14 protein-coding genes, 1 tRNA gene and 1 pseudogene are annotated in these 18,873 nt (G+C 58.4%); 5 read left to right on the top strand and 11 right to left on the bottom strand.

The features are described from left to right. Positions 1 to 128: 128 nt before the first annotated feature. Positions 129 to 887 (bottom strand): annotated as a pseudogene (gene istA, locus ACLFKU_RS23800) (IS21 family transposase); the annotation flags it as partial. 108 nt (positions 888 to 995) lie between these two features. On the opposite strand from istA, the gene ACLFKU_RS23805 reads away from it, so the two are divergent. Next, positions 996 to 1,799, top strand: a complete 804-nt coding sequence (locus ACLFKU_RS23805; RefSeq protein WP_410850686.1) for a hypothetical protein — start codon at positions 996 to 998, stop codon at positions 1,797 to 1,799. Between the two features lie 144 nt (positions 1,800 to 1,943). Here the strand turns inward: ACLFKU_RS23805 and ACLFKU_RS23810 are convergent, their stop codons facing one another. The 6 genes from ACLFKU_RS23810 to ACLFKU_RS23835 form a co-directional block, all read right to left on the bottom strand. Beyond that, positions 1,944 to 2,780, bottom strand: a complete 837-nt coding sequence (locus ACLFKU_RS23810) for an HNH endonuclease (RefSeq protein WP_208206877.1) — start codon at positions 2,778 to 2,780, stop codon at positions 1,944 to 1,946. Further along, positions 2,777 to 4,228, bottom strand: a complete 1,452-nt coding sequence (locus ACLFKU_RS23815; RefSeq protein WP_257744510.1) for an ATP-binding protein — start codon at positions 4,226 to 4,228, stop codon at positions 2,777 to 2,779. Before ACLFKU_RS23815 ends, ACLFKU_RS23810 begins: the two co-directional genes overlap by 4 nt. A 309-nt stretch (positions 4,229 to 4,537) precedes the next feature. Next, on the bottom strand, positions 4,538 to 6,388 hold the full coding sequence (locus tag ACLFKU_RS23820; RefSeq protein ID WP_410850687.1) for a DUF3732 domain-containing protein: 1,851 nt from the start codon (positions 6,386 to 6,388) through the stop codon (positions 4,538 to 4,540). Further along, positions 6,385 to 6,831, bottom strand: a complete 447-nt coding sequence (locus tag ACLFKU_RS23825; RefSeq protein ID WP_410850688.1) for a three component ABC system middle component — start codon at positions 6,829 to 6,831, stop codon at positions 6,385 to 6,387. Before ACLFKU_RS23825 ends, ACLFKU_RS23820 begins: the two co-directional genes overlap by 4 nt. Then, entirely contained in the window at positions 6,821 to 8,038 is a 1,218-nt protein-coding gene (locus tag ACLFKU_RS23830; protein WP_410850689.1) for an ABC-three component system protein, read from the bottom strand. Before ACLFKU_RS23830 ends, ACLFKU_RS23825 begins: the two co-directional genes overlap by 11 nt. A gap of 876 nt (positions 8,039 to 8,914) precedes the next feature. Next, positions 8,915 to 8,990 (bottom strand) — tRNA-Lys (locus ACLFKU_RS23835). Positions 8,991 to 9,187: 197 nt separating this feature from the next. Between ACLFKU_RS23835 and ACLFKU_RS23840 the strand changes: the two genes are divergently transcribed. Further along, entirely contained in the window at positions 9,188 to 9,592 is a 405-nt protein-coding gene (locus tag ACLFKU_RS23840) for a PaaI family thioesterase (protein ID WP_410850690.1), read from the top strand. A gap of 75 nt (positions 9,593 to 9,667) precedes the next feature. Next, complete coding sequence (locus ACLFKU_RS23845; RefSeq protein WP_368587352.1) at positions 9,668 to 10,546, top strand: patatin-like phospholipase family protein; 879 nt, start codon at positions 9,668 to 9,670, stop codon at positions 10,544 to 10,546. A gap of 56 nt (positions 10,547 to 10,602) precedes the next feature. On the opposite strand, the gene ACLFKU_RS23850 is transcribed toward ACLFKU_RS23845, so the two are convergent. Beyond that, positions 10,603 to 11,616 carry a D-2-hydroxyacid dehydrogenase family protein gene (locus tag ACLFKU_RS23850; RefSeq protein ID WP_176109845.1) on the bottom strand — a complete coding sequence of 338 codons (1,014 nt, stop codon included), beginning with the start codon at positions 11,614 to 11,616 and terminating at the stop codon, positions 10,603 to 10,605. 386 nt (positions 11,617 to 12,002) lie between these two features. On the opposite strand from ACLFKU_RS23850, the gene ACLFKU_RS23855 reads away from it, so the two are divergent. Then, positions 12,003 to 13,859, top strand: coding sequence for a phosphoenolpyruvate carboxykinase (GTP) (locus tag ACLFKU_RS23855; RefSeq protein ID WP_410850691.1), 1,857 nt, complete (start codon positions 12,003 to 12,005; stop codon positions 13,857 to 13,859). 16 nt (positions 13,860 to 13,875) lie between these two features. Here the strand turns inward: ACLFKU_RS23855 and ACLFKU_RS23860 are convergent, their stop codons facing one another. Further along, complete coding sequence (locus ACLFKU_RS23860) at positions 13,876 to 14,160, bottom strand: hypothetical protein (RefSeq protein ID WP_410850692.1); 285 nt, start codon at positions 14,158 to 14,160, stop codon at positions 13,876 to 13,878. 39 nt (positions 14,161 to 14,199) lie between these two features. Between ACLFKU_RS23860 and ACLFKU_RS23865 the strand changes: the two genes are divergently transcribed. Further along, the gene (locus ACLFKU_RS23865; RefSeq protein WP_368587355.1) at positions 14,200 to 15,303 is read left to right on the top strand and encodes a LysR family transcriptional regulator; all 1,104 of its coding nucleotides are present in this window, start codon (positions 14,200 to 14,202) and stop codon (positions 15,301 to 15,303) included. A 201-nt stretch (positions 15,304 to 15,504) separates the two neighbouring features. Here the strand turns inward: ACLFKU_RS23865 and ACLFKU_RS23870 are convergent, their stop codons facing one another. Continuing rightward, positions 15,505 to 18,171, bottom strand: coding sequence for a DNA topoisomerase III (locus ACLFKU_RS23870; protein ID WP_368587356.1), 2,667 nt, complete (start codon positions 18,169 to 18,171; stop codon positions 15,505 to 15,507). A gap of 310 nt (positions 18,172 to 18,481) precedes the next feature. Further along, on the bottom strand, positions 18,482 to 18,859 hold the full coding sequence (locus tag ACLFKU_RS23875) for a thioredoxin family protein (protein ID WP_013088044.1): 378 nt from the start codon (positions 18,857 to 18,859) through the stop codon (positions 18,482 to 18,484). Positions 18,860 to 18,873 lie beyond the last annotated feature (14 nt).

Below are 18,873 nucleotides of genomic sequence, written 5' to 3' on the forward strand. Positions count from 1 at the left end.
CCAACGTCCTGGAGCCGGAACTCGACCAGAACTGACAAGGAAATCTACAATCGACACCGCGCAACGCCCAACCCCGCCGAATCGGTCACGTTCCCGAAATCGGCGGTCACGTTCGCCGAAATCCGCACCGACTGCTTGAGCGTGGCCGCGAGGGGCACCACGAAACTCTCCTTCAGATAACGGTTAAAGCGCTCGACCTTGCCCTTGGTCTTGGCTCGATAGGGTCGGCATACCTTCGGCGTGAAGCCGTAGGTCTCGGCCAGGGCGAGCAGGTGCGGGTTCCATCGATGCTGGCCGTCGCCGAATGCATCGCGCTCGATAACCACCGACTTCGCATTATCGAACAGTACCTGCTCGGGCGTACCGCCGAAGTAGACGAACGCTTCGCGCAGGCACTCGCACAACGTCGTGGCGTCTTCGCCGGCGGTGAAGCGCACGAAGCTCGCGCGGCTGTATCCGAGCGTCGCCACCAGCGCCAGCAGTGGCGCGCGGCCACGACGGATGACCGTGAAATCGGCTTGCATCTGTTTGCCCGGCGCCGTCTCGAACCGCACCACCGGCTCGGATTCGGCACGCTTGTACGGCACGAGAAACGCCTTGAGCTGGCTGACGCCGCCTTCGTAGCCGGCTTCCTGCAGTTCCCGAAGCAGCACCGTCGCCGGAATCCAGTGCGGCCGCGCAGCGGCGACACGCTCGAGCAGGTAATCCTTGAACGGGTCGAGCTTCGTCGGACGTGGTTCCCGTTGCTTGTAACGCCCCGCCTGCTCGTCGCGCAGATAGCGGCGCACCGTGTTGCGCGACAAGCCCGTTTGCCGCGCTATCTCCCGTACCGCCGTCCCCCGTCTTGCCAATACCTTGATTTCCACTGCTTGCTCCTGAGTCAGCATCGGCGGCAAAAGCCGCCATCCTCTCCCAGGTGGGTCAGGTTTACTTCGGCGGGTGGGTCAGTTTTACATCGGCGCTAACAGATTCATGCCGGCAATGCTGCTCTTGGTGTGTGGCTGGTTGGTCAGAGAGCAAATTTTGAAGCCGGTATTTTTGATTTCCGCGGCGCCCCGAGCTGCCTAGAGTGGCAGCCTTGCGCGCCCAAGCTCGCCGCTCAACAGCTCGCCGGCTCCTGCGCGATTCGACCTCTGGACGGAGAGACACTCGCGATTATTCATACGAGCGTCGATGAAGTTCGACGCGCGGACCTAGCAAAAGCCATCTACGCGACTACAGTTGAACCTATTGGAGGCAAAACCGAACGCAACTTCTACGAGAGCCTCAGGACGCGAAGCGGTATTGAAAGGGTCAATGCCGTTCTCGACCTGATGGGGACGGCCTACGTGGGTGTTGGCGCTTCAAACAAAAGAAAACGCGTCGAATCATTGCTGGCAAATCCTACGCGCATCAAGACGCCGGCCACCCCAGCGGAGCTCGCTTTGACCGCGGTGGCAGCAAGCGATTCGTTTGCAAACGTCTTGGACGCAATTCGATGCGTCGAGAACGAAACCGGCGTAACGATGGCACGCCCAGAATTAGTCTCTTGTATCAAGTCTGCATTACAGCTGTGTTCGGAAAATCCTACGTTGCAACTCGACGACGCGGCATTCCAGGTTGCAAATGCGCGTCGCGAAAAAGGCCGTGTTCTTAGAAACAGGGCAGTTGGTAGCACACTGCTCATGAAAGGCCTAGAGTTCGACCATGTGGTCATCACGCCAGACGCGTGCGAGAACCGCCAACATTGGTACGTGGCCCTGACGCGAGGAACAAAGTCAGTTCGCGTTTTGTCGCCAAGCGTGAGCTTCACCGTTTAACGATACGAGTTCGTTATGCAACAGTTTCTGAGCATCAAAAATATTCTTTATGACGAAAACGCTCCTCTCGCATAATGATTGACGTAAGGGAAGAGAATCGAGACGGCTTCGCTACGTCTGCTCGATTGTAAACACACTCGCGTGTCACTCCTCTATCAGCTCAAAGCCACCATTGCAGAAGTCATCGCTTTCCGCTAGGCATCGGTAAAGAACTGCCATCCATCCATTTAAGTTTGCCTCAGACCTAGTTTCGGCTACTTGCCGCAACTCCTCACGCAGAGCTTCCGGGCCAGAAGCGAAGTTGTTTCGAAAAGTTCGTTTGTTTTCTGCGAGTTCCGACGCAGCGTAGCTGACATAAAGCTCGTTAAGCTCAAGGAGGTCGAAGTGATTACGAGCGCGTTGCACATCGACAGCGGACATTGCCGGTGCGGTGAGAACCTGATACGAGACCGTTAGGCTCTCGCCAAATTCAAGCGATGCCCCGAGCACACAATATTCGCTCCAATCATCAAAGTACGGGTGGAAAGTCTCTTCGGCACGGCTTTCGGCGACGTGAGCGAGTTTCGATTTGTTGCAATCCGCGCAGGCGGGAACCAGATTTGCAGGAAACACAGCAAGTTCAGGAAATCTTGTTTGTGGCAAATAGTGGTCTAGGGTCTTCACAACACGGAGACCACAGAGGGGACAACGCTTGAATTTCGCACTGGCCTTGATTCGGTCGTAAATCGGTCGCCCGTATCCACCCACCAGCACGCGGTCGTACACGCCTGAGAGTTGGCCGCTGGTCACCCCGACCGGCTCCTCTCTATCGAAGGCTGAAAGGTCGCCCACTTCTGCAAGCCTTAAATATTCGCGAGCTCGGCGCTCCACACGTGGACCTTCAGCAACAAGTGCAGCACGCAATACCCGGTCTTGAGTGTGCTCAGCTAGCTCTTCAAATAATTCTCTCGGGTCGTCCCCCGGGCATTCCATACCAATCATGCGTCGCGCCCCCTCAAAAGTGAACGCGCCACCGAACGTCCCTCGGCGCCAAGTTGGTCGTTAAAGGCTGTAAGGACCTGCTCAAAGTCGTGCGATTGCCCCACCACCTTTGAAATCAAGGCATGGTGAGAACTTTCCGTCATTTCAACCCGGAAGATTTCCCGTGTGAGTGTTCCCAAGTTCTCCGCGAACGTCTCCGTTTCTGGACGCTCGAGTTCCACCTCATCCCCAGTCCTGAAGAAAAGGGTCACGCACGCAGCTGGAATTTCCTGGACAACAACCGGCGAATGAGTCGCCAATAGTGCCACGCCATTACGGGCAGCGAGAAGGTTCGAAAGCGCTCGCACAAACGCTGCGACAAGAGGAGGGTGGAGATGCGCCTCTGGCTCGTCAATTACCACCAACGTCCGTTCTGTAACCAACTCGACAAGTTTGGTCATCGTAAGCAAGACGACTTTATGCCCCGAACTCGCCCGGTCAAAAAGCTCTCCAGCTTCCTGCGCAAATCGATTCTGTTCTGAATCGGCTAACTTGACTAACCCGAGTGCTGCAAAAAGCGGGTCCGTCTCCAGGACCCGCATTGCGGCGCGCCAGCGCGGTACACGCGCACTGCGCAAACACGCAAGCGTACTATCTATGAATTCTTTCTTGAGCTCAGATGTTCTTTTGAGGCTGCTTGCCTCGCCGTCCTTTCTTCGCTCCTTCTTCAGCCCGACATACGTGTACCTTATCCCAGTGCCGGTTCCCTTATTTGAGACAGGAGGGTCAAATTCGTCGAATGCGCTGAAAGCAACGGCAACAAGGTTGGCGAAGCTTGTGCGTTCAGTACTCCCACTTGGCTTGCGCATTTGCAACTCGCCGCCTCGCGCGGTGCTCCCATCGCGCAAGGTCTGTACAAGCGACCTAAGCAGTGTCGTTTTGCCAACACCGTTCCGGCCAATGATGGCATGGATGTTTGTAGGGGGATTTGAATCCGGCTTGACATTGACTCGAAGGCGAGCATCACTATTCGCTGAAAGTGAATAGCTAAACCGGAATGCGGTCGGCGTGGCGCGTTCTAAAAGGATATCGCTCATCTTTTCGATGTCGTCTGGCCAATGCCCACGCATCAACGACTTTTGGAATGCTGGCTCGTGCTCCACGCGTGCTCGGATATCAGCGTCCCATATTACGTCCCGCATCGCGCGCAGGATGGCTACGCGCTCATCCTCGCCGAGACTAATGAGATTTTCATAGTATTCGGCACTTCCGCCCAACGAAGCATAGTCTTGCGGAAGTTCAGGGAATGAATCCTCGACGCTCACCCACCCTTCTTCCATGCCATCGCTCATGACTTTCACTGACCCAATGTCGTGCCTCGTCCCTTCTGAGTCGAAGTAGACAAGCCGGAAGGTAGTCTTTAATGTGTAGTCGTCCCAGTTATCGCGCAGCAGATAGCATTCGTTCATGCCCGCTAGGGTCCGGGACCTGCGAGGAACATCTTTGTACTGCACAACAGTAAAGAGCATAAACCTCTCCAACGAATACGGCCAAAGAAATAGGGTTTATCCGGCGTCTCCTGCTCGAAGCGCTTGCGATTGGAGGGTATTCTCGCCTGCGCCCGACACCATTGAGACTTCCGGGTATCTAAGCGCGGGAACTACGCTTGGTGAGCCAGAAGAAAGATTACCGTCCCGGCTCGTTCGACGAGCGTCAGCTTCAGACCGCCTAGCAGCCGCAACGGTGGTGGAGTATCACCGCAGCCTATTCATCCCTTGCTATGATTGCCACCCCTCTGGAATGAGCGCCTCCCCGTTACGGAATTCAGGAAGGATATGCACGTATGCCATGTCCTTGAACGTTTCGCTCGGCACGTGCTCGAACACAATCATCTGGAACTCGGTCTCGTAGTCCCTATTCATCCGTGCGATGAAATTGTTGAGCAGATTGAAGGCAATCGATACCTTCTCCGTATCGCTGTTCTTAAGCGCCACACTGTCGTCGGCCTTGTTGTCTGGATAGTAAGGCCTGCTGGGCTGGTCGATGATGAGGAAGCTAGGGATAAACATCGACTTGTGACTGATGGCAACCTCGTGCAATGCGAGGAAATGCAGCAGATGCAGGAACATGTGGTTCGAGCTGCTGCCCACGTTTTCAATCAGCTTCGAGCGAGGCTTCCGTAACCGTAAGCGCTTTTCCTTGTAGGCAAAGTCGGTCTGATAGGATGCGTAGTTCGCGAGCGCGTCTCCAGTTTCTTTGAGAAGGTCGAGCGCAATCTCGTTAATCATAGAGACGACGGCCTCCCGAGTTTCTTCCACATCGCGCACCTCGATGGCGTCCATCTGCCTCTGCAGGTCATCTTCGTCGGAGGCTGTAGTCTGCAGAACATTAGGAGCACGCGCTCCCTCATACGCTCTGAATCGCCCCATCGCCTCGCCCACAAACATCCATTTCTCGCGCTGAGAAGCGAAGGACTTGGGTTCTTGCGGAAGTCCGGAGAGGTCCCGTTGCAGCGCATCGCGCTCACCCTCGAGCGATTTGACCATTGCGCCAATCTGGCCATCCACCGGTTGCTTGCCAGTGATTGATTTCTTGACCGCCGACAGGTCTGATTTGAGGCTGCTGATGAGGTCGTCAAAAATCTCCGACTTGACTAGGCTCGGTGCCTGCTTCATCAACTGCTCGATTGGTCGCAGACTGTCTTCAGCGTTCTTGAAGATGTCTTTGTAGGACCGATATTCAGACGAGAACTGCCTGAGTTTTCGAAGGCGACGCTCCACAACGAACAGCTTGGCACTGGTCTCGACGTACCTGTTCAGGGCCTGCCCGGTCTCCGGCGACGCCGCGTCGCTGATAGCACGCCGAACGTTGTCCATGGACAGGCTCGCAAGGTCGCTATCTATGAGACCGTATTCGGCTGCCTTGACGGCAATATCGCGCACCTCTTCATCAAAGGTCTCCCTCCCTTGGCCAAGGTGTGCCTCCTTGCGCTGGAGCCTTGCAATCTCCTTCCTCAGAGCTTCCTTTTTCTCGCGCGCAGCGATGTTAGAGAGGTCATCAATACCGAGAGCCATGTCGAAGATGCGCGGCAAAGCTTCCTGGTATCGCTCCTCTGACTGCTTATCGAAGAACACCTTGCTATTGGTGATGATGTCTTCGGAGATAGTGTTAAACAGGAAGAAGTATCGGAACGACACCTTCGAACCAGTCTTCAGCGCGCGCCCACCATAAGCGACCGTAACCTTATCGGTGATATGAAACTCTGCTTCGAGTATCGTTCGGATGTCGTCTTCTTTCGTATTCGACTCGGGCATATCCGGCACCATCCCAGTGGTCGAAAAATAGTAGTCGCTCGAGACCTCGTTATCCCTGGGGCTCCTACGTGCAATCGTGTACGTTTTGTCGTTCACGTAGAACGTCAGTCCATACCAGCCGACGTTCTCATTGATGATACTATCCGGGAGCTTGTGGGAACTCGCCAGAAAGCAATAATCGATGATGTCGAGCAACGCGCTTTTGCCGGTGTGACTTTCGCCGGTAATTACGTTCAGGCGGTTGCGCTTGAAATTGAGACTGCGACGCTCGCCTGTGCGTGACCACAGCGTGATGGAATCAAAGCCGAAATTCAAAGCTGCACCCTGAAGTTTAAATACAGCTCCTCGACCGGACCAGTGAGGAGCGAAGCGATATGACCCGCCGCTTTGGCGATTTTTTGCGCTCGTTTGCCAAACGCGGAGTCTACCTCTAGTGACTTCAGCAACGCCAAACCGCCATCGAAGCGAACAAAGCCCACTTCGACGAGAAGCTGTATCGCGTTAACTGTCATGGCGAGACTGTCGTCATACCTCGTCGCGAAATTGGCAAACAAATCGGGCCGCTGCGCAACCAGCGCCGCCGCCTCTCGCCGTGCGACTCGTGAGTCGCCAAGATAACGCACAGTCGCATCGTGCATTACCAGAGGCATCACGAGGAGCGCTTTCGGGAGAGTCACACTTTTTGAGTGTTCAAGGACGCTCATCAACGCGATTGCGCATATCCCAACATTGTTATATCCCGACCATCTACTGCTCATTGGCACTCCAGTCTCTATGCCAGCCTATCTGACCGGCGTCTGACAGATAATAGAGCTCACCGTTGCTAAGCGTCGTCGATAACTCGGTATCGCCGAGCTTGAACTGCTCCCGCCGCAGCGTAATCAGCAAGGTCATCGCAGCGTCAATAATCTGATGTGGCGTATTACAGCCCCGAAACGCCGCCCGAAACTCGTTTCGCCAGCGCACGAATACCTCCTCGTGGAAAGCTTCAATCTCCTCGCTTACGAGGTCTCCCTCCTGGACCCACTGCTGGAGGTAACGAGAGATACGCAGTTTGTACGTGGTGTAATCGATGGCGAGTTCTTCGTCAGATTCGGAAATATCACCAATCTCCAATAGACGTCTGATAAATCTCTGAGCAAAGATATCGCTTGGCAGCTCCGGAGTAAATTTCGGATAGACCAACTTCTTCGTACGTCCATCGTCGAAAATACGGCGATAGCGCTTCATGAAGTCGTCGAAGCTGATGAGTATTGCCTCTCCGCGCTTAACAGCAATGAAATTATCGGTCCGGATACTCGAATCCAATCGACCAAAAACCGTGTCGACCTTATCCGGGTCGATAATCTTTTCAAGCAGCGAACGCTTCACTCGACCGACAATGTCATCAAGCCCCAGCTCGACCTTGATGTGGCGAAAGAACGCCTCTATAACCTCGGTCTCGAGCTTCAACACGCCGTCGATGTATCCTTTGATGCTCTGGTCGACGGTTTTGCTTTCAAGAGATTTTAGGTGGTCAAGCAGTGTCTGAAAATCGTCTCCGCCCAAATTAAACCTATCTAGAATCTGAAGAAATTCGTTGGTCTTAGACTCGGACTTATTCGATACCAGATGGAATTCTGTTTTCTCCACGAATCGAAGCTGCTGCGAGAGCTCCTCTCGCCCTTCTGCTTTGTCACCAATAACCTGCGACCAGTTAGAAATCGTCTTCCAGAGGTCTGAATCGAGTTCCGTCAACGCAACGGGGTCACCCTTCGCATTACTGCGAACGGTATGTTTGAGCTGAACAAGGATATTGAAGTCAGCGTCGAGCGTCGTGTGAACGTCATCTTCGACTTCCAAACCGACGGTTTGACCTGATTTCAAATTAAGAAGGCGGTCCAGAAAATAGTAATATTGATATTCAAACCCAATACTCTTATCGTCTGCACTGGTCTTCTCGGTGAAACTCTTTTCGTTTGACACGTGCTACGCCCAGTTCTTTTGCTGACTACGCACACACTCGCCATCGCACTTGAACGCTTAAAAGCGCAGAATGGCAGCATCCCCGGAATCGAAAGCCTACAAAGCCAACAACAGCTTTCCGATAGCGAATCATACTTCGTTCCTACGTCTTTTTGTTGACCGTGTAAGGGTTTGTCTGAGTAGCCTTGAAAAAAGGTACGTCTGACCCTGAACCGTAGGAATCAACGAACGCATTCGCACTGGACCCGTATCAAACGTCCACCTATTCGAAACGCGCGACAACTCTTCCTAATAATGCCTCTTCCCATTTGGTCCGTCAGAGCAGTGCCGATTCCCCGTGTGCACAACTCCGCTGTCCACACCACAAGGGTATGGACAGCCGCCCGATGGGCGGTTCCGGAGTTGCACACACTCGAAGACTGACGCGCCGGCGCCGCCGGCTTGCCCTAAAAATGAAAATTATTCGTATGCCCGTCTCTCCGGACAAACTGGGTTAGTGACAAGAAAAGCAGCAAAAAGATGTAACAGTGCTAACTGGGTCGCCGCACAGCCCGTCAGCAAGCTGCTTGTGCCGACCGAAGCCAGAAGAACTGCCGTAAGTGCAAGTTTGTTCAACTTCATAACTTCCCCTGTGTTTCTGCAGCAGATCACTACGGTCCTCTGCTGCACGCTGGCCAATCATTGGAATTTATTTCTTGTAGATGCCCGCCTCTCCTTTCATGTGAGGAAAGGAAGGGCATGTGAATGTCGGCTGCTGTTCGAGAAACTTGAGGGTAAGTCGAGAAATTATGCTGATTGAATGGGGGCATGGTCGATATAACCGCGCCTAGAACGCAAAAAGCCCGGTCGGTGACCGGGCTTTTTGCTTGAATCTGGTGGTGGGGCGTGAGTGACTCGAACACTCGACCTACGGATTAAGAGTCCGCTGCTCTACCAACTGAGCTAACGCCCCAACAGAAGCGAAATTATGCAGGATCTTTTTGAGATTGCCAAGCCCTATTCGCAGTTTTATTAAAAAAATATTGCCCCAACTTGAGCGTTCCCTCGACAAAGCCGCAGTCCAGAAAACATCGTCGCGTCCAACGCGGCCGGTATCATGTCGCGGACACTACGCCGCATGCAGCATTGAGGCTTTCGACCGGGATTCCCATGGACGACAAAGAGATTACCCAGTTGCTCGACCGAGTTCTCGCGCCATGGGTCCGGGCGCTCACGCTGACGCCGATCAAGGTCGACGAGGAGAGCGCCACGCTGCGTCTGCCGTTCTCTGGCGAGTGGCGTCACTCGGGCGGCATGATCAGCGGCCAGGTGTTCATGGCGGCCGCGGATACGGCGATGGTCGTCGCCATCACCGCCGCGCTCGGCGGCTTCAAGCCGATGAGCACGGTCTCGCTGAACATCAACTTCATGCGCGCGGTCCGCAAGGGCGATGTGCTGATCAAGGCGCGCGTGCTGCGCATGGGCCGCAATCTCGTGTTAGGCGAAGTCGAACTGTTCGACGAAGGCGGCAACATGGCCGTTCATGCCACCACGACTTACGCGCTGCTCGGGTGAACGCCTGCCGGACCGGAGCCGGCTGGCCACACAATCCGCCCGTAGCAAGAGCAAAGGAAAGCAAGGAAAAGCAGCATGTTCGATCAGGTCGTTTTCGCCGGTGGCGGCAACCGCTGTTGGTGGCAGGCGGGTTTCTGGGACGTCGTGCAGCCGCGGCTCGACATCCGTCCGCGCGTGATCACCGGCATTTCGGCCGGCGCGGCCACCGCGTGCATGATCTACACACGCGGCGATTCCGACTGGGTCATGCGCTATTACGAGGACGCGCTGCGCCACAACACGCGCAACGCCTACTGGGGCAACCTGTTGCGCGGCGAGTCGGTGTTCCCCCATTACCGGATCTACCGGCAGGCGCTGCTCGATATCTACGGCGACAAGTTTTCCAGGCTCGCACAGGCGCCGGAGATCCGCATCGGCGTGTCGCATCTGCCGCGCTGGCTCGGCGCGCGAAGCGCGGTCGCGGCGGGACTGGTCGCGTACAACATCGAAAAATATCTGCGCAAGACGCTGCATCCGACCCTCGGTCGGACGCTCGGCTTTCATCCTGAATTCGTGCGTGCGCAGGATTGCGCGAGCGTCGACGAGTTGGCGGACCTGATCCTGCAATCGTCGAGTACACCGCCGTTCACGCCGGTTCTGCGGCGCAACGGCCGGCCGGTGCTGGACGGCGGCATGGTCGATAACGTGCCGGTCGGCGCACTAGATGCCGACACCCCCGGCAACGTGCTCGTGATGGTGACGCGTCTTTATCCGCGGCCGCAGATGTTCGTCGTGCCGCACGGCGTGCAGCAACGGCTGTACGTGCAGCCGTCGCGCAAGGTGCCGATTTCGAGCTGGGATTACACGAGTCCATCGCAGATGGTGCACGCCTATAACCTTGGCCGAGCCGACGGCGAGGTCTTTCTTGAACGCATCCCTGCATTGATGGAGGCGGGAGCGCACGAAGCGCGGTGAGTGAATGCGGCAGGGCGGGGCGGGACACACCTGACCCGCCGGCCATCACCCAAGAATTACCGCCGACGCCCGCCCTGCAGGGCTTCCGGATTCGCGACACTGGCGGTATCGCCAGCGTCGAACGCGAGGATGTTCTTGAACGCCGCCGAAAAATACAGCTCGTAGCTCTCGCGCTCCACGTAGCCGATGTGCGGCGTGCAGATCACGTTTTCCATGCGCAGCAGGCTGTAGCCCTGCAGGATCGGCTCGCTCTCGTAGACGTCGATCGCGACCATCCCCGGACGGTTGTGCGACAGCGCGTTGACCAGCGCATTCTCTTCGAGCAGCTCGGCGCGGCTCGTGTTCACGAGCAGCGCGGTCGGCTTCATGCGCATCAGATCGTCCTGCTTGACGATGCCACGCGTGTCGTCGTGCAGACGCAGATGCAGCGACAACACATCGCTGGTCTCGAACAGTTCCTCACGACTCGCTGCGACGCCGTAGCCATCGGCGCGAGCGGCTTCGCGCGAATGCTCGCGGCCCCAGATCAGCACGTTCATGCCGAACGCCTTGCCGTACCCAGCGAGCAGCCGGCCGATCTTGCCGTAGCCCCAAATTCCCAGCGTCTGTCCGCGCAGCACTTGCCCCAAACCGAAGTTCGGCGGCAGCGCCGACGTCTTCAGCCCCGACTGCTGCCAGGCGCCCTGCTTAAGGTTTGCCACGTATTGCGGAATACGACGTTGGGCGGCCATGATGAGTGCCCACGTCAGTTCGGCTGGCGCGACCGGCGAACCAGTGCCTTCGAGCACGGCAATGCCGCGCTCGGTACAGGCCGCCAGATCGATGTGGCTCGCCACTTTGCCGGTCTGACTGATCATGCGCAAACGCGGCAGCTTATCGAGCAATTGCGACGTAATGCGCGTACGTTCGCGGATCAGGACGAGGGCGTCGACTTCCGCAAGACGGCTCGCAAGTTGTCCGAGACCGCGCACGGTATTGTTGAATACTTTGACTTCCTGGTCGGCCAGCAATTGAAAGCAGTCGAGCTTGCGAACGGCGTCCTGGTAATCGTCGAGGATGGCAATCTTCATGGTATGTAATTTGCGGCGCACCCGGCTGGTGCGAACCGAATGTTATGCTGACTGTCCCATCATGTGACTTAGGTCACACGCTGGTCTGGCTAGGTGCCCTACCGTAGAAGTTGCCGCACTAAAAAAGAACGGCAACGCTACGTGAAGGCGAATTGAGAACGTTTTTAGCAGTTTGTTGCGTGTTGAGGCAAGCCGCTTTACACAAGGTTGCAGAAGCCTTGTAGAAAGCGGGCCTCCGCCTGGCAAGCTGTGTGGCCCGGGACGATCTGCGCAATCATGCGCCGGCAGTCGGAAGTTGGCACGTCGGCGTGATGAATTCAATGCCTCTCGCATGCAGCGTCCCAGGGCTTGTACCGTTTTTCTTTGCTTCAAACGGAGACAAGTCGATGAATCTTCCCTCGTTCGAAGGGCACCCCACTATCGAGGCGCCCACATGGGTCAAACACCGTAAGCTGATCGACTGGGTCCAGCGCGTCGCAGCGCTGACCAAGCCCGAACAAGTGGTCTGGTGCGACGGCTCGCAGGAAGAATATGACCGCCTGTGCGCGCAGATGGTTGAAGCCGGAACCCTGAAGAAACTCAACCCCGCCAAGCGTCCCAATTCCTATCTCGCCTGGTCCGATCCGTCCGACGTCGCGCGCGTCGAAGATCGCACCTTCATCTGCTCGCAGCGCGCCGAGGACGCCGGCCCCACCAACAACTGGATCGCTCCGGCCGAAATGCGCGCCACGCTCGACGGCCTGTTCGACGGCGCGATGCGCGGCCGCACGATGTACGTGGTGCCGTTTTCGATGGGTCCGCTCGGCTCGCCGATCGCGCACATCGGCGTCGAGTTGAGCGACAGCCCGTACGTCGTGACCAACATGCGCATCATGACGCGCATGGGCCGCAAGGTGTATGACGTGCTCGGCGAGGACGGCCAGTTCGTGCCGTGCGTACATTCGGTCGGCGCACCGCTTGCGGCGGGCGAGCAGGACGTGTCTTGGCCTTGCAACAAGACCAAGTACATCGTGCATTTCCCCGAATCGCGCGAGATCTGGAGCTTTGGCTCGGGTTATGGCGGCAACGCGTTGCTCGGCAAGAAGTGCTTCGCGCTGCGCATCGCATCGACGATGGGCCGCGACGAAGGCTGGCTCGCCGAACACATGCTGATCCTCGGCGTCACGTCGCCCGAAGGGCGCAAGCATCACGTGGCGGCGGCGTTCCCGTCGGCGTGCGGCAAGACCAACTTTGCGATGCTGATCCCGCCGGCCGGCCTGAACGGCTGGAAAATTTCGACGATCGGCGACGATATCGCGTGGATCAAGCCGGGCAAGGACGGCCGCCTGTACGCGATCAATCCGGAAGCCGGCTACTTCGGCGTTGCGCCGGGCACGAGCGAAAAGACCAACTACAACGCGCTCGCCACGTTGAAGGAAAACGTGATCTTCACGAACGTCGCGCTGACCGACGACGGCGACGTCTGGTGGGAAGGCATGACGGACGAGCCGCCCGCGCACCTGATCGACTGGCAGGGTAAGGACTGGACGCCGGCCGACGCAAAGGAAACCGGCCGCAAGGCGGCGCATCCGAACGCGCGCTTCACGGCGCCGGCTTCGCAGTGCCCGTCGATCGATGCGGACTGGGAAAACCCGGCCGGCGTCGCCATCGACGCGTTCATCTTCGGCGGCCGTCGCTCGACCACCGTGCCGCTCGTGACCGAGGCGCGCAATTGGGTCGAGGGCGTCTACATGGCCGCGACGATGGGCTCCGAAACCACCGCCGCGGCCGCTGGCCAGCAGGGCGTGGTGCGCCGGGATCCGTTCGCGATGCTGCCGTTCTGCGGCTACAACATGAGCGACTATTTCAGCCATTGGCTGAAGACCGGCGAGCGTCTTCAGCAGTTGAGCGCGAAGCTGCCGAAAATCTTCTGCGTCAACTGGTTCCGCAAGGGTCCGGACGGCAAGTTCGTGTGGCCCGGCTTTGGCGAGAACATGCGCGTGCTGAGCTGGATGGTCGGTCGTATCGAAGGCACCGCGCAGGGCGAAGAGCATGCGTTCGGCATTTCGCCGCACTATGGGGACATCGACTGGAGCGGTCTGAACTTCACCCGCGAACAGTTCGAGCAGGTGATTTCCGTGGACGCCGCTGCATGGCGCGATGAGCTCGTGTTGCACACGAAGCTGTTTGACACACTGCAACACGGTCTGCCGCCGGCGCTAAGCGAAGCCAAGCGGGCGCTCGAGGAAAAGCTCACGACTTGACTATGTGAGTGCCCACTCAGCATGAAAAGCCGCCCTTGAGCGGCTTTTTCTTTTGGGCCACGCCAATTGCGATCCTTTCGATTTCCGCAACGCCGGAACGACCGTTGCATCTGTTCGAACAAAAAAGACAGTGCAAGCTGCAGCGCAGCAGATTGTTTTCGGTTTGGGAACAATCGCTGGTCCGGCCCGGTTTTATCGGCGCAGTCGTACCAGAATTGACAATATTTCCTGTTTTGCGGGCAACTTCTGCACGATATTGCGAGTCGTAGGAGAATTCCAAGTTCGCTTCACTGGTTTTCACCAATTGTCAGGAAGCAGTAACAAGGCAGGGAGTTGCTCTATGGATCATTTGCAGTCGATGCGAGTTTTCGTCAAGGTGGCGGATCTCGGCAGTTTTGCCCGCGCCGCGAGCGCGATGGATATTTCCAACGCGGTTGCCACCCGTCATGTTGCCGACCTCGAAGGCCGTCTTGGTACGCGGCTGCTCAATCGCACGACCCGCAGCTTGTCGCTGACCGAATCCGGCCAGGTCTATCTCGAGCGCGCCCGTCAGATTCTCGACGAACTGGAAGACGTCGAACAGATGGTGGTCGCTCGCAATCACGAACCCGTCGGCACGCTGCGCATCGTCGCGCCCGTCGTGTTCGGGCTGCACAACCTCGCGCCCGTGCTGCAAACGTACGCGGAGCGCTATCCGAAAGTCATTCCCGACGTGACGCTGGTCGATCGTCAGGTCGATCTCGTCGAGGAAGGCTTCGATGTCGGCATCGTGATCGCGCGGCAAATGCGCAGCGCGAGCATCGTCACGCGGCGTTTGACCACGGGCTGTATGACCGTCTGCGCGACGCCGGCGTATCTGGAAAAGCATGGCACGCCGACGCGTCCGGAGCACCTGCTCGAACACCCGTGCCTGAGCCTGCCGTCCGAATACTGGGGCGATGAACGCGTGTTCACGGGGCCGGAAGGCGAGGTGCGCGTGCGGCCGTCGAACGTGATCGTCGCGAACAACACTGAAATGCTGCGGCAGTTTGCGTTGCTGGGCATGGGCATCGCGATTCTGCCGAGCTATCTGATCGGTCGCGACATGACGCGTGGCCGGCTCGTGCGTTTGCTCGGCGATTACCGTTTGCCGCAAGTCGAGATCAACATTGCATACCCGAGCCGCCGTCACCTGCCGGCCAAGGTGCGCACGTTCATCGACCATCTGGTCGAGCACTTCAGCCAGACGCCGAACAGCGTGCTCGGCGAACAGTGGATCAAGGACGGTCTGGAGCGCCCGGCGACGTCGGCCGCGTTCGAGACTGCCGAGTCCCGCGCCCCGGAAGCGTTCGATGGCGCGGAACCGCTGTCGCGGCTGCTCGATAGCGAGCTGTCGCCTGCCGTGCCGAAGCCGATGACGAAGTCGTCTAACCGCAGCCGCCCGACGGCCTTGTCGCCGCTGTAAATCGCTGAATGTCCAAGCCCGCAGCGATGCGGGCGGACAATAAAAATAAAAAGGCGCAGTCACCTGAAGTGACTGCGCCTTTTCTATGGACAGATGCGGATGCGGAGCAAACCGCGGGCTATGCACGGATTGTCGACCCCGGCGGCGGAATGAAGCTATTTCCGCTACCCCCGCGAGCCGCCGATCCGAATCCCCGCCTTATTAGCCGATTTTTCGCGCCGCGGTCTTTTTCGCCGGTGCCTTCTTGGCCGCCGCGGTCTTGGCGGCGGGCGCCTTCTTCGCCGCCACCTTCTTTTCCGCCGGCTCGGCCTTCACTGCCACCGCGGTATCGCCTTCGTCCGCTTCCGGCATCGCCTTCGCCGCCGAGCGAGCACCTGAAGTCTTCGCCGCCGCGGTCTTCGCCGCCGCCGGCTCCTTCTTCTCGAATTCGAAGCCGATCTTGCCGTCGTTCTGCTTGACGAGGAACGCCTTGAAGTTGCGGCCGGTACGCGACGACTTGAAGTTCGTCAGCAGATCGGTGCGCCCTTCCTCGAGCAGCTTGGCCATCTGCTCGCGGGCGATTTCCTGCTGCAGGATCACCTTGCCGGAGCGGAAGTCGCACGACTTCGGGCTCGCCACCGAGTTTTCGCAGACGTAGCTCATGCCGTGCTCGAACACGCGGCCCTGACACTTCGGACACGCGCCGACCGGCTGCTGATCGGAGAAGTCGGGCGGTTCGCCGTCTTCGCCGGCAGCGTCCTGGCCAAAGTCGAACTCGAGCTTGTAATTCTTGATCTCGTCGTCGAGCGACAGTTTCAGGATCGCCGAGAACGGCCGCCCCATCTTGCTGCGGAAGCCAGACAGCGGTCCGATCGTCTTGTTCTGCAGCAGTTCCTCGACTTCGGCGATTTCGAACTGACGGCCGCCCGGAATCTTCGAGATCGAGAACTCGCACTTCGAGCACGCGAAGCGCCGGTAGTTTTCCTTCACCTGGCCACCGCAATTCGGGCAAGGCGTCTGCAACGTCGCGTAATCGCCCGGGATCGTATCCGAATCGTATTCCTTCGCGCGTTTGACGATAGTTTGCGTCATGCGCGCGATTTCCTGCATGAACGCGTCGCGCGGCAGGTTGCCACGCTCCATCTGCGACAGCTTGTATTCCCATTCCCCGGTCAGCTCCGGCGCGGTCAGCTCCTTCACGCCGAGGCCTCGCAGCAGCGTCATCAGCTGGAAGGCCTTGGCGGCCGGAATCAGATCGCGGCCTTCGCGGATCAGGTACTTTTCGGTCAACAGACCTTCGATGATTGCCGCGCGCGTCGCCGGCGTGCCGAGCCCCTTGGCAGCCATCGCTTCGCGCAATTCGTCGTCTTCGACGAGCTTGCCCGCGCCTTCCATCGCCGACAGCAGCGTCGCTTCGTTGTAGCGTGCGGGCGGTTTGGTGACCAGTTGCTGCGCGGCGATCTTGTCGGTCTTGACCTTTTCGTCCTTCTGCACCGGCACGAGGTTCGCATCTTCGCCGCTGGTTTCGCGGCCGTAGACCTGCAGCCAGCCCGGCTCGACGAGCACCTTGCCTTCGGTCTTGAAGTGATGGCCGACCACCTCGGTGATGCGCGTCGTCACACGGTATTCGGCGGCCGGGAAGAACACCGCGAGGAAGCGTTTGACGACGAGGTCATAGAGCTTCTGTTCCGGCTCGGACAGATTCTTCGGCGCCTGCAGCGTCGGGATGATGGCGAAGTGGTCGCTGATCTTCGAGTTGTCGAAGATGCGCTTGTTCGGCTTCACCCAGCCCTTGTCGAGCACCTGTTTTGCGAACGGCAGGTAGTTGTTGCTCTCCTTGAGCATGCCGAGCGTCTGCTTGACGGTGTCCAGGTAGTCTTCCGGCAGCGCGCGCGCGTCGGTTCGCGGATAGGTGAGCACCTTGTGCTTTTCGTACAGCGCCTGAGCGAGGCCCAGCGTATTCTTCGCCGAAAAGCCGAAGCGGCCGTTGGCTTCACGCTGCAGGCTGGTCAGGTCGAAGAGGGCAGGCGACAGCTGCGTCGACGGTTTCGACTCCTCGGTCACCACGCCCATCTGGCCACGGCAGGCCGCGACGATCGTCTCTGCCGCGGGCAGCGACCAGAGGCGCGAATCGCGCTTTTCCGGATCGAACTCGTCGCGCTTGAATTTCGGGTCGAACCAGCGGCCTTCGTAAAAGCCGGCCGCACAGACGAACTCCGCCTTCACTTCCCAGTAATCGCGCGGCACGAAGCGTCGAATCTTCTCTTCTCGCTCGACGACGATCGACAGCGTCGGCGTCTGCACGCGCCCGACCGTGGTCAGGAAAAAGCCGCCGCCCTTGCTGTTGAACGCGGTCATCGCGCGGGTGCCGTTGATACCGACGAGCCAGTCCGCTTCCGAGCGGCAGCGCGCCGCGTCGGCGAGCGGCTGCATCTCTTCGTCGCTGCGCAGGCGTGCGAAACCCTCGCGGATCGAGCCGGCCGTCATCGATTGCAGCCACAGCCGTTGCACCGGCTGTTTGGCCTTCGCGTGCTGCGCGATCAGGCGGAAAATCAGCTCGCCCTCGCGCCCCGCGTCGCATGCGTTGATCAGACGGTCGATATCCTTGCGCTTCATCAGCTTGGTCAGCACCTTCAGGCGCGACTCGCTCTTCGCGATCGGATTCAGATCGAAATGTGGAGGAATGACGGGTAGGTTGGCAAAGCTCCACTTGCCGCGCTTGACTTCGTATTCGTCGGGTGCGGCGATTTCCAGCAGATGGCCCACTGCCGACGAAAGAACGTAGTCGTCGCTTTCGTAGTACTCGTCATGCTTGGTAAAGCCGCCCAAAGCGCGCGCGATGTCGTTCGCGACAGAAGGCTTTTCGGCGATGATCAGTGCTTTGGACATGACTCGATGTGAGGTTGGTAGATCCGGGTTGGTGGCCTTGAGCGCCAACATGGCGCGCGACGCTCGCTTGAGACCTCTTTCGACCCAATAACGACCGCTTTATAGCACAAGGCGCGAACCCAACGGGTCAAGTGCGATAAAAGCGCGCAATCATAATTGCGCGTCCGGCGGTTGATCAACTGCGGCAAACGCCGCGTGCGGACAGCGATGCCAGCGGCGATGCTGTCCCAGAAATGGTCGGCGACGGCCCGTGCCGCAAGCCGCGCTTCGCGAGGCTTTCCGTCTGGCCGTGCGGCGCGCGAAGCCGCCTTCAGGCGACCGCCAGCGCCGGCCGCAGCTTCGGCGCACCGGTCACGCCGGGCAGTGCGGTCAGATCCGACAGCATCCGCTCGACGATCGACACCTGTGGCAAAACCGTACCGAAAAACCGTGTCGTCACCGAGTCTTCGATCAGGACGGTCGGGAAATTCTCGACGTCCAGATCGTCGAACCGATCCGCATGAGTTTCGATGTCGATCCATGCGAAACAGACTTCCGGGTGCCGCTCGGCCAGCTGGTTGAAGGCGTCCCGGTACTCGCGACACGTTCCGCACCACTCCGCGCACAGGCATGCAACGAACAGTGTGTCGGGTTCGTTGACGCGCTCGGCGATCCGGTCCTGGTCGGTGTCGAGGTTCAGCGCGGGCATGAAGTGATTTCCTT

Source organism: Paraburkholderia sp. EG304 (assembly GCF_046543485.1).
Taxonomy (GTDB): Bacteria; Pseudomonadota; Gammaproteobacteria; order Burkholderiales; family Burkholderiaceae; genus Paraburkholderia; species Paraburkholderia youngii.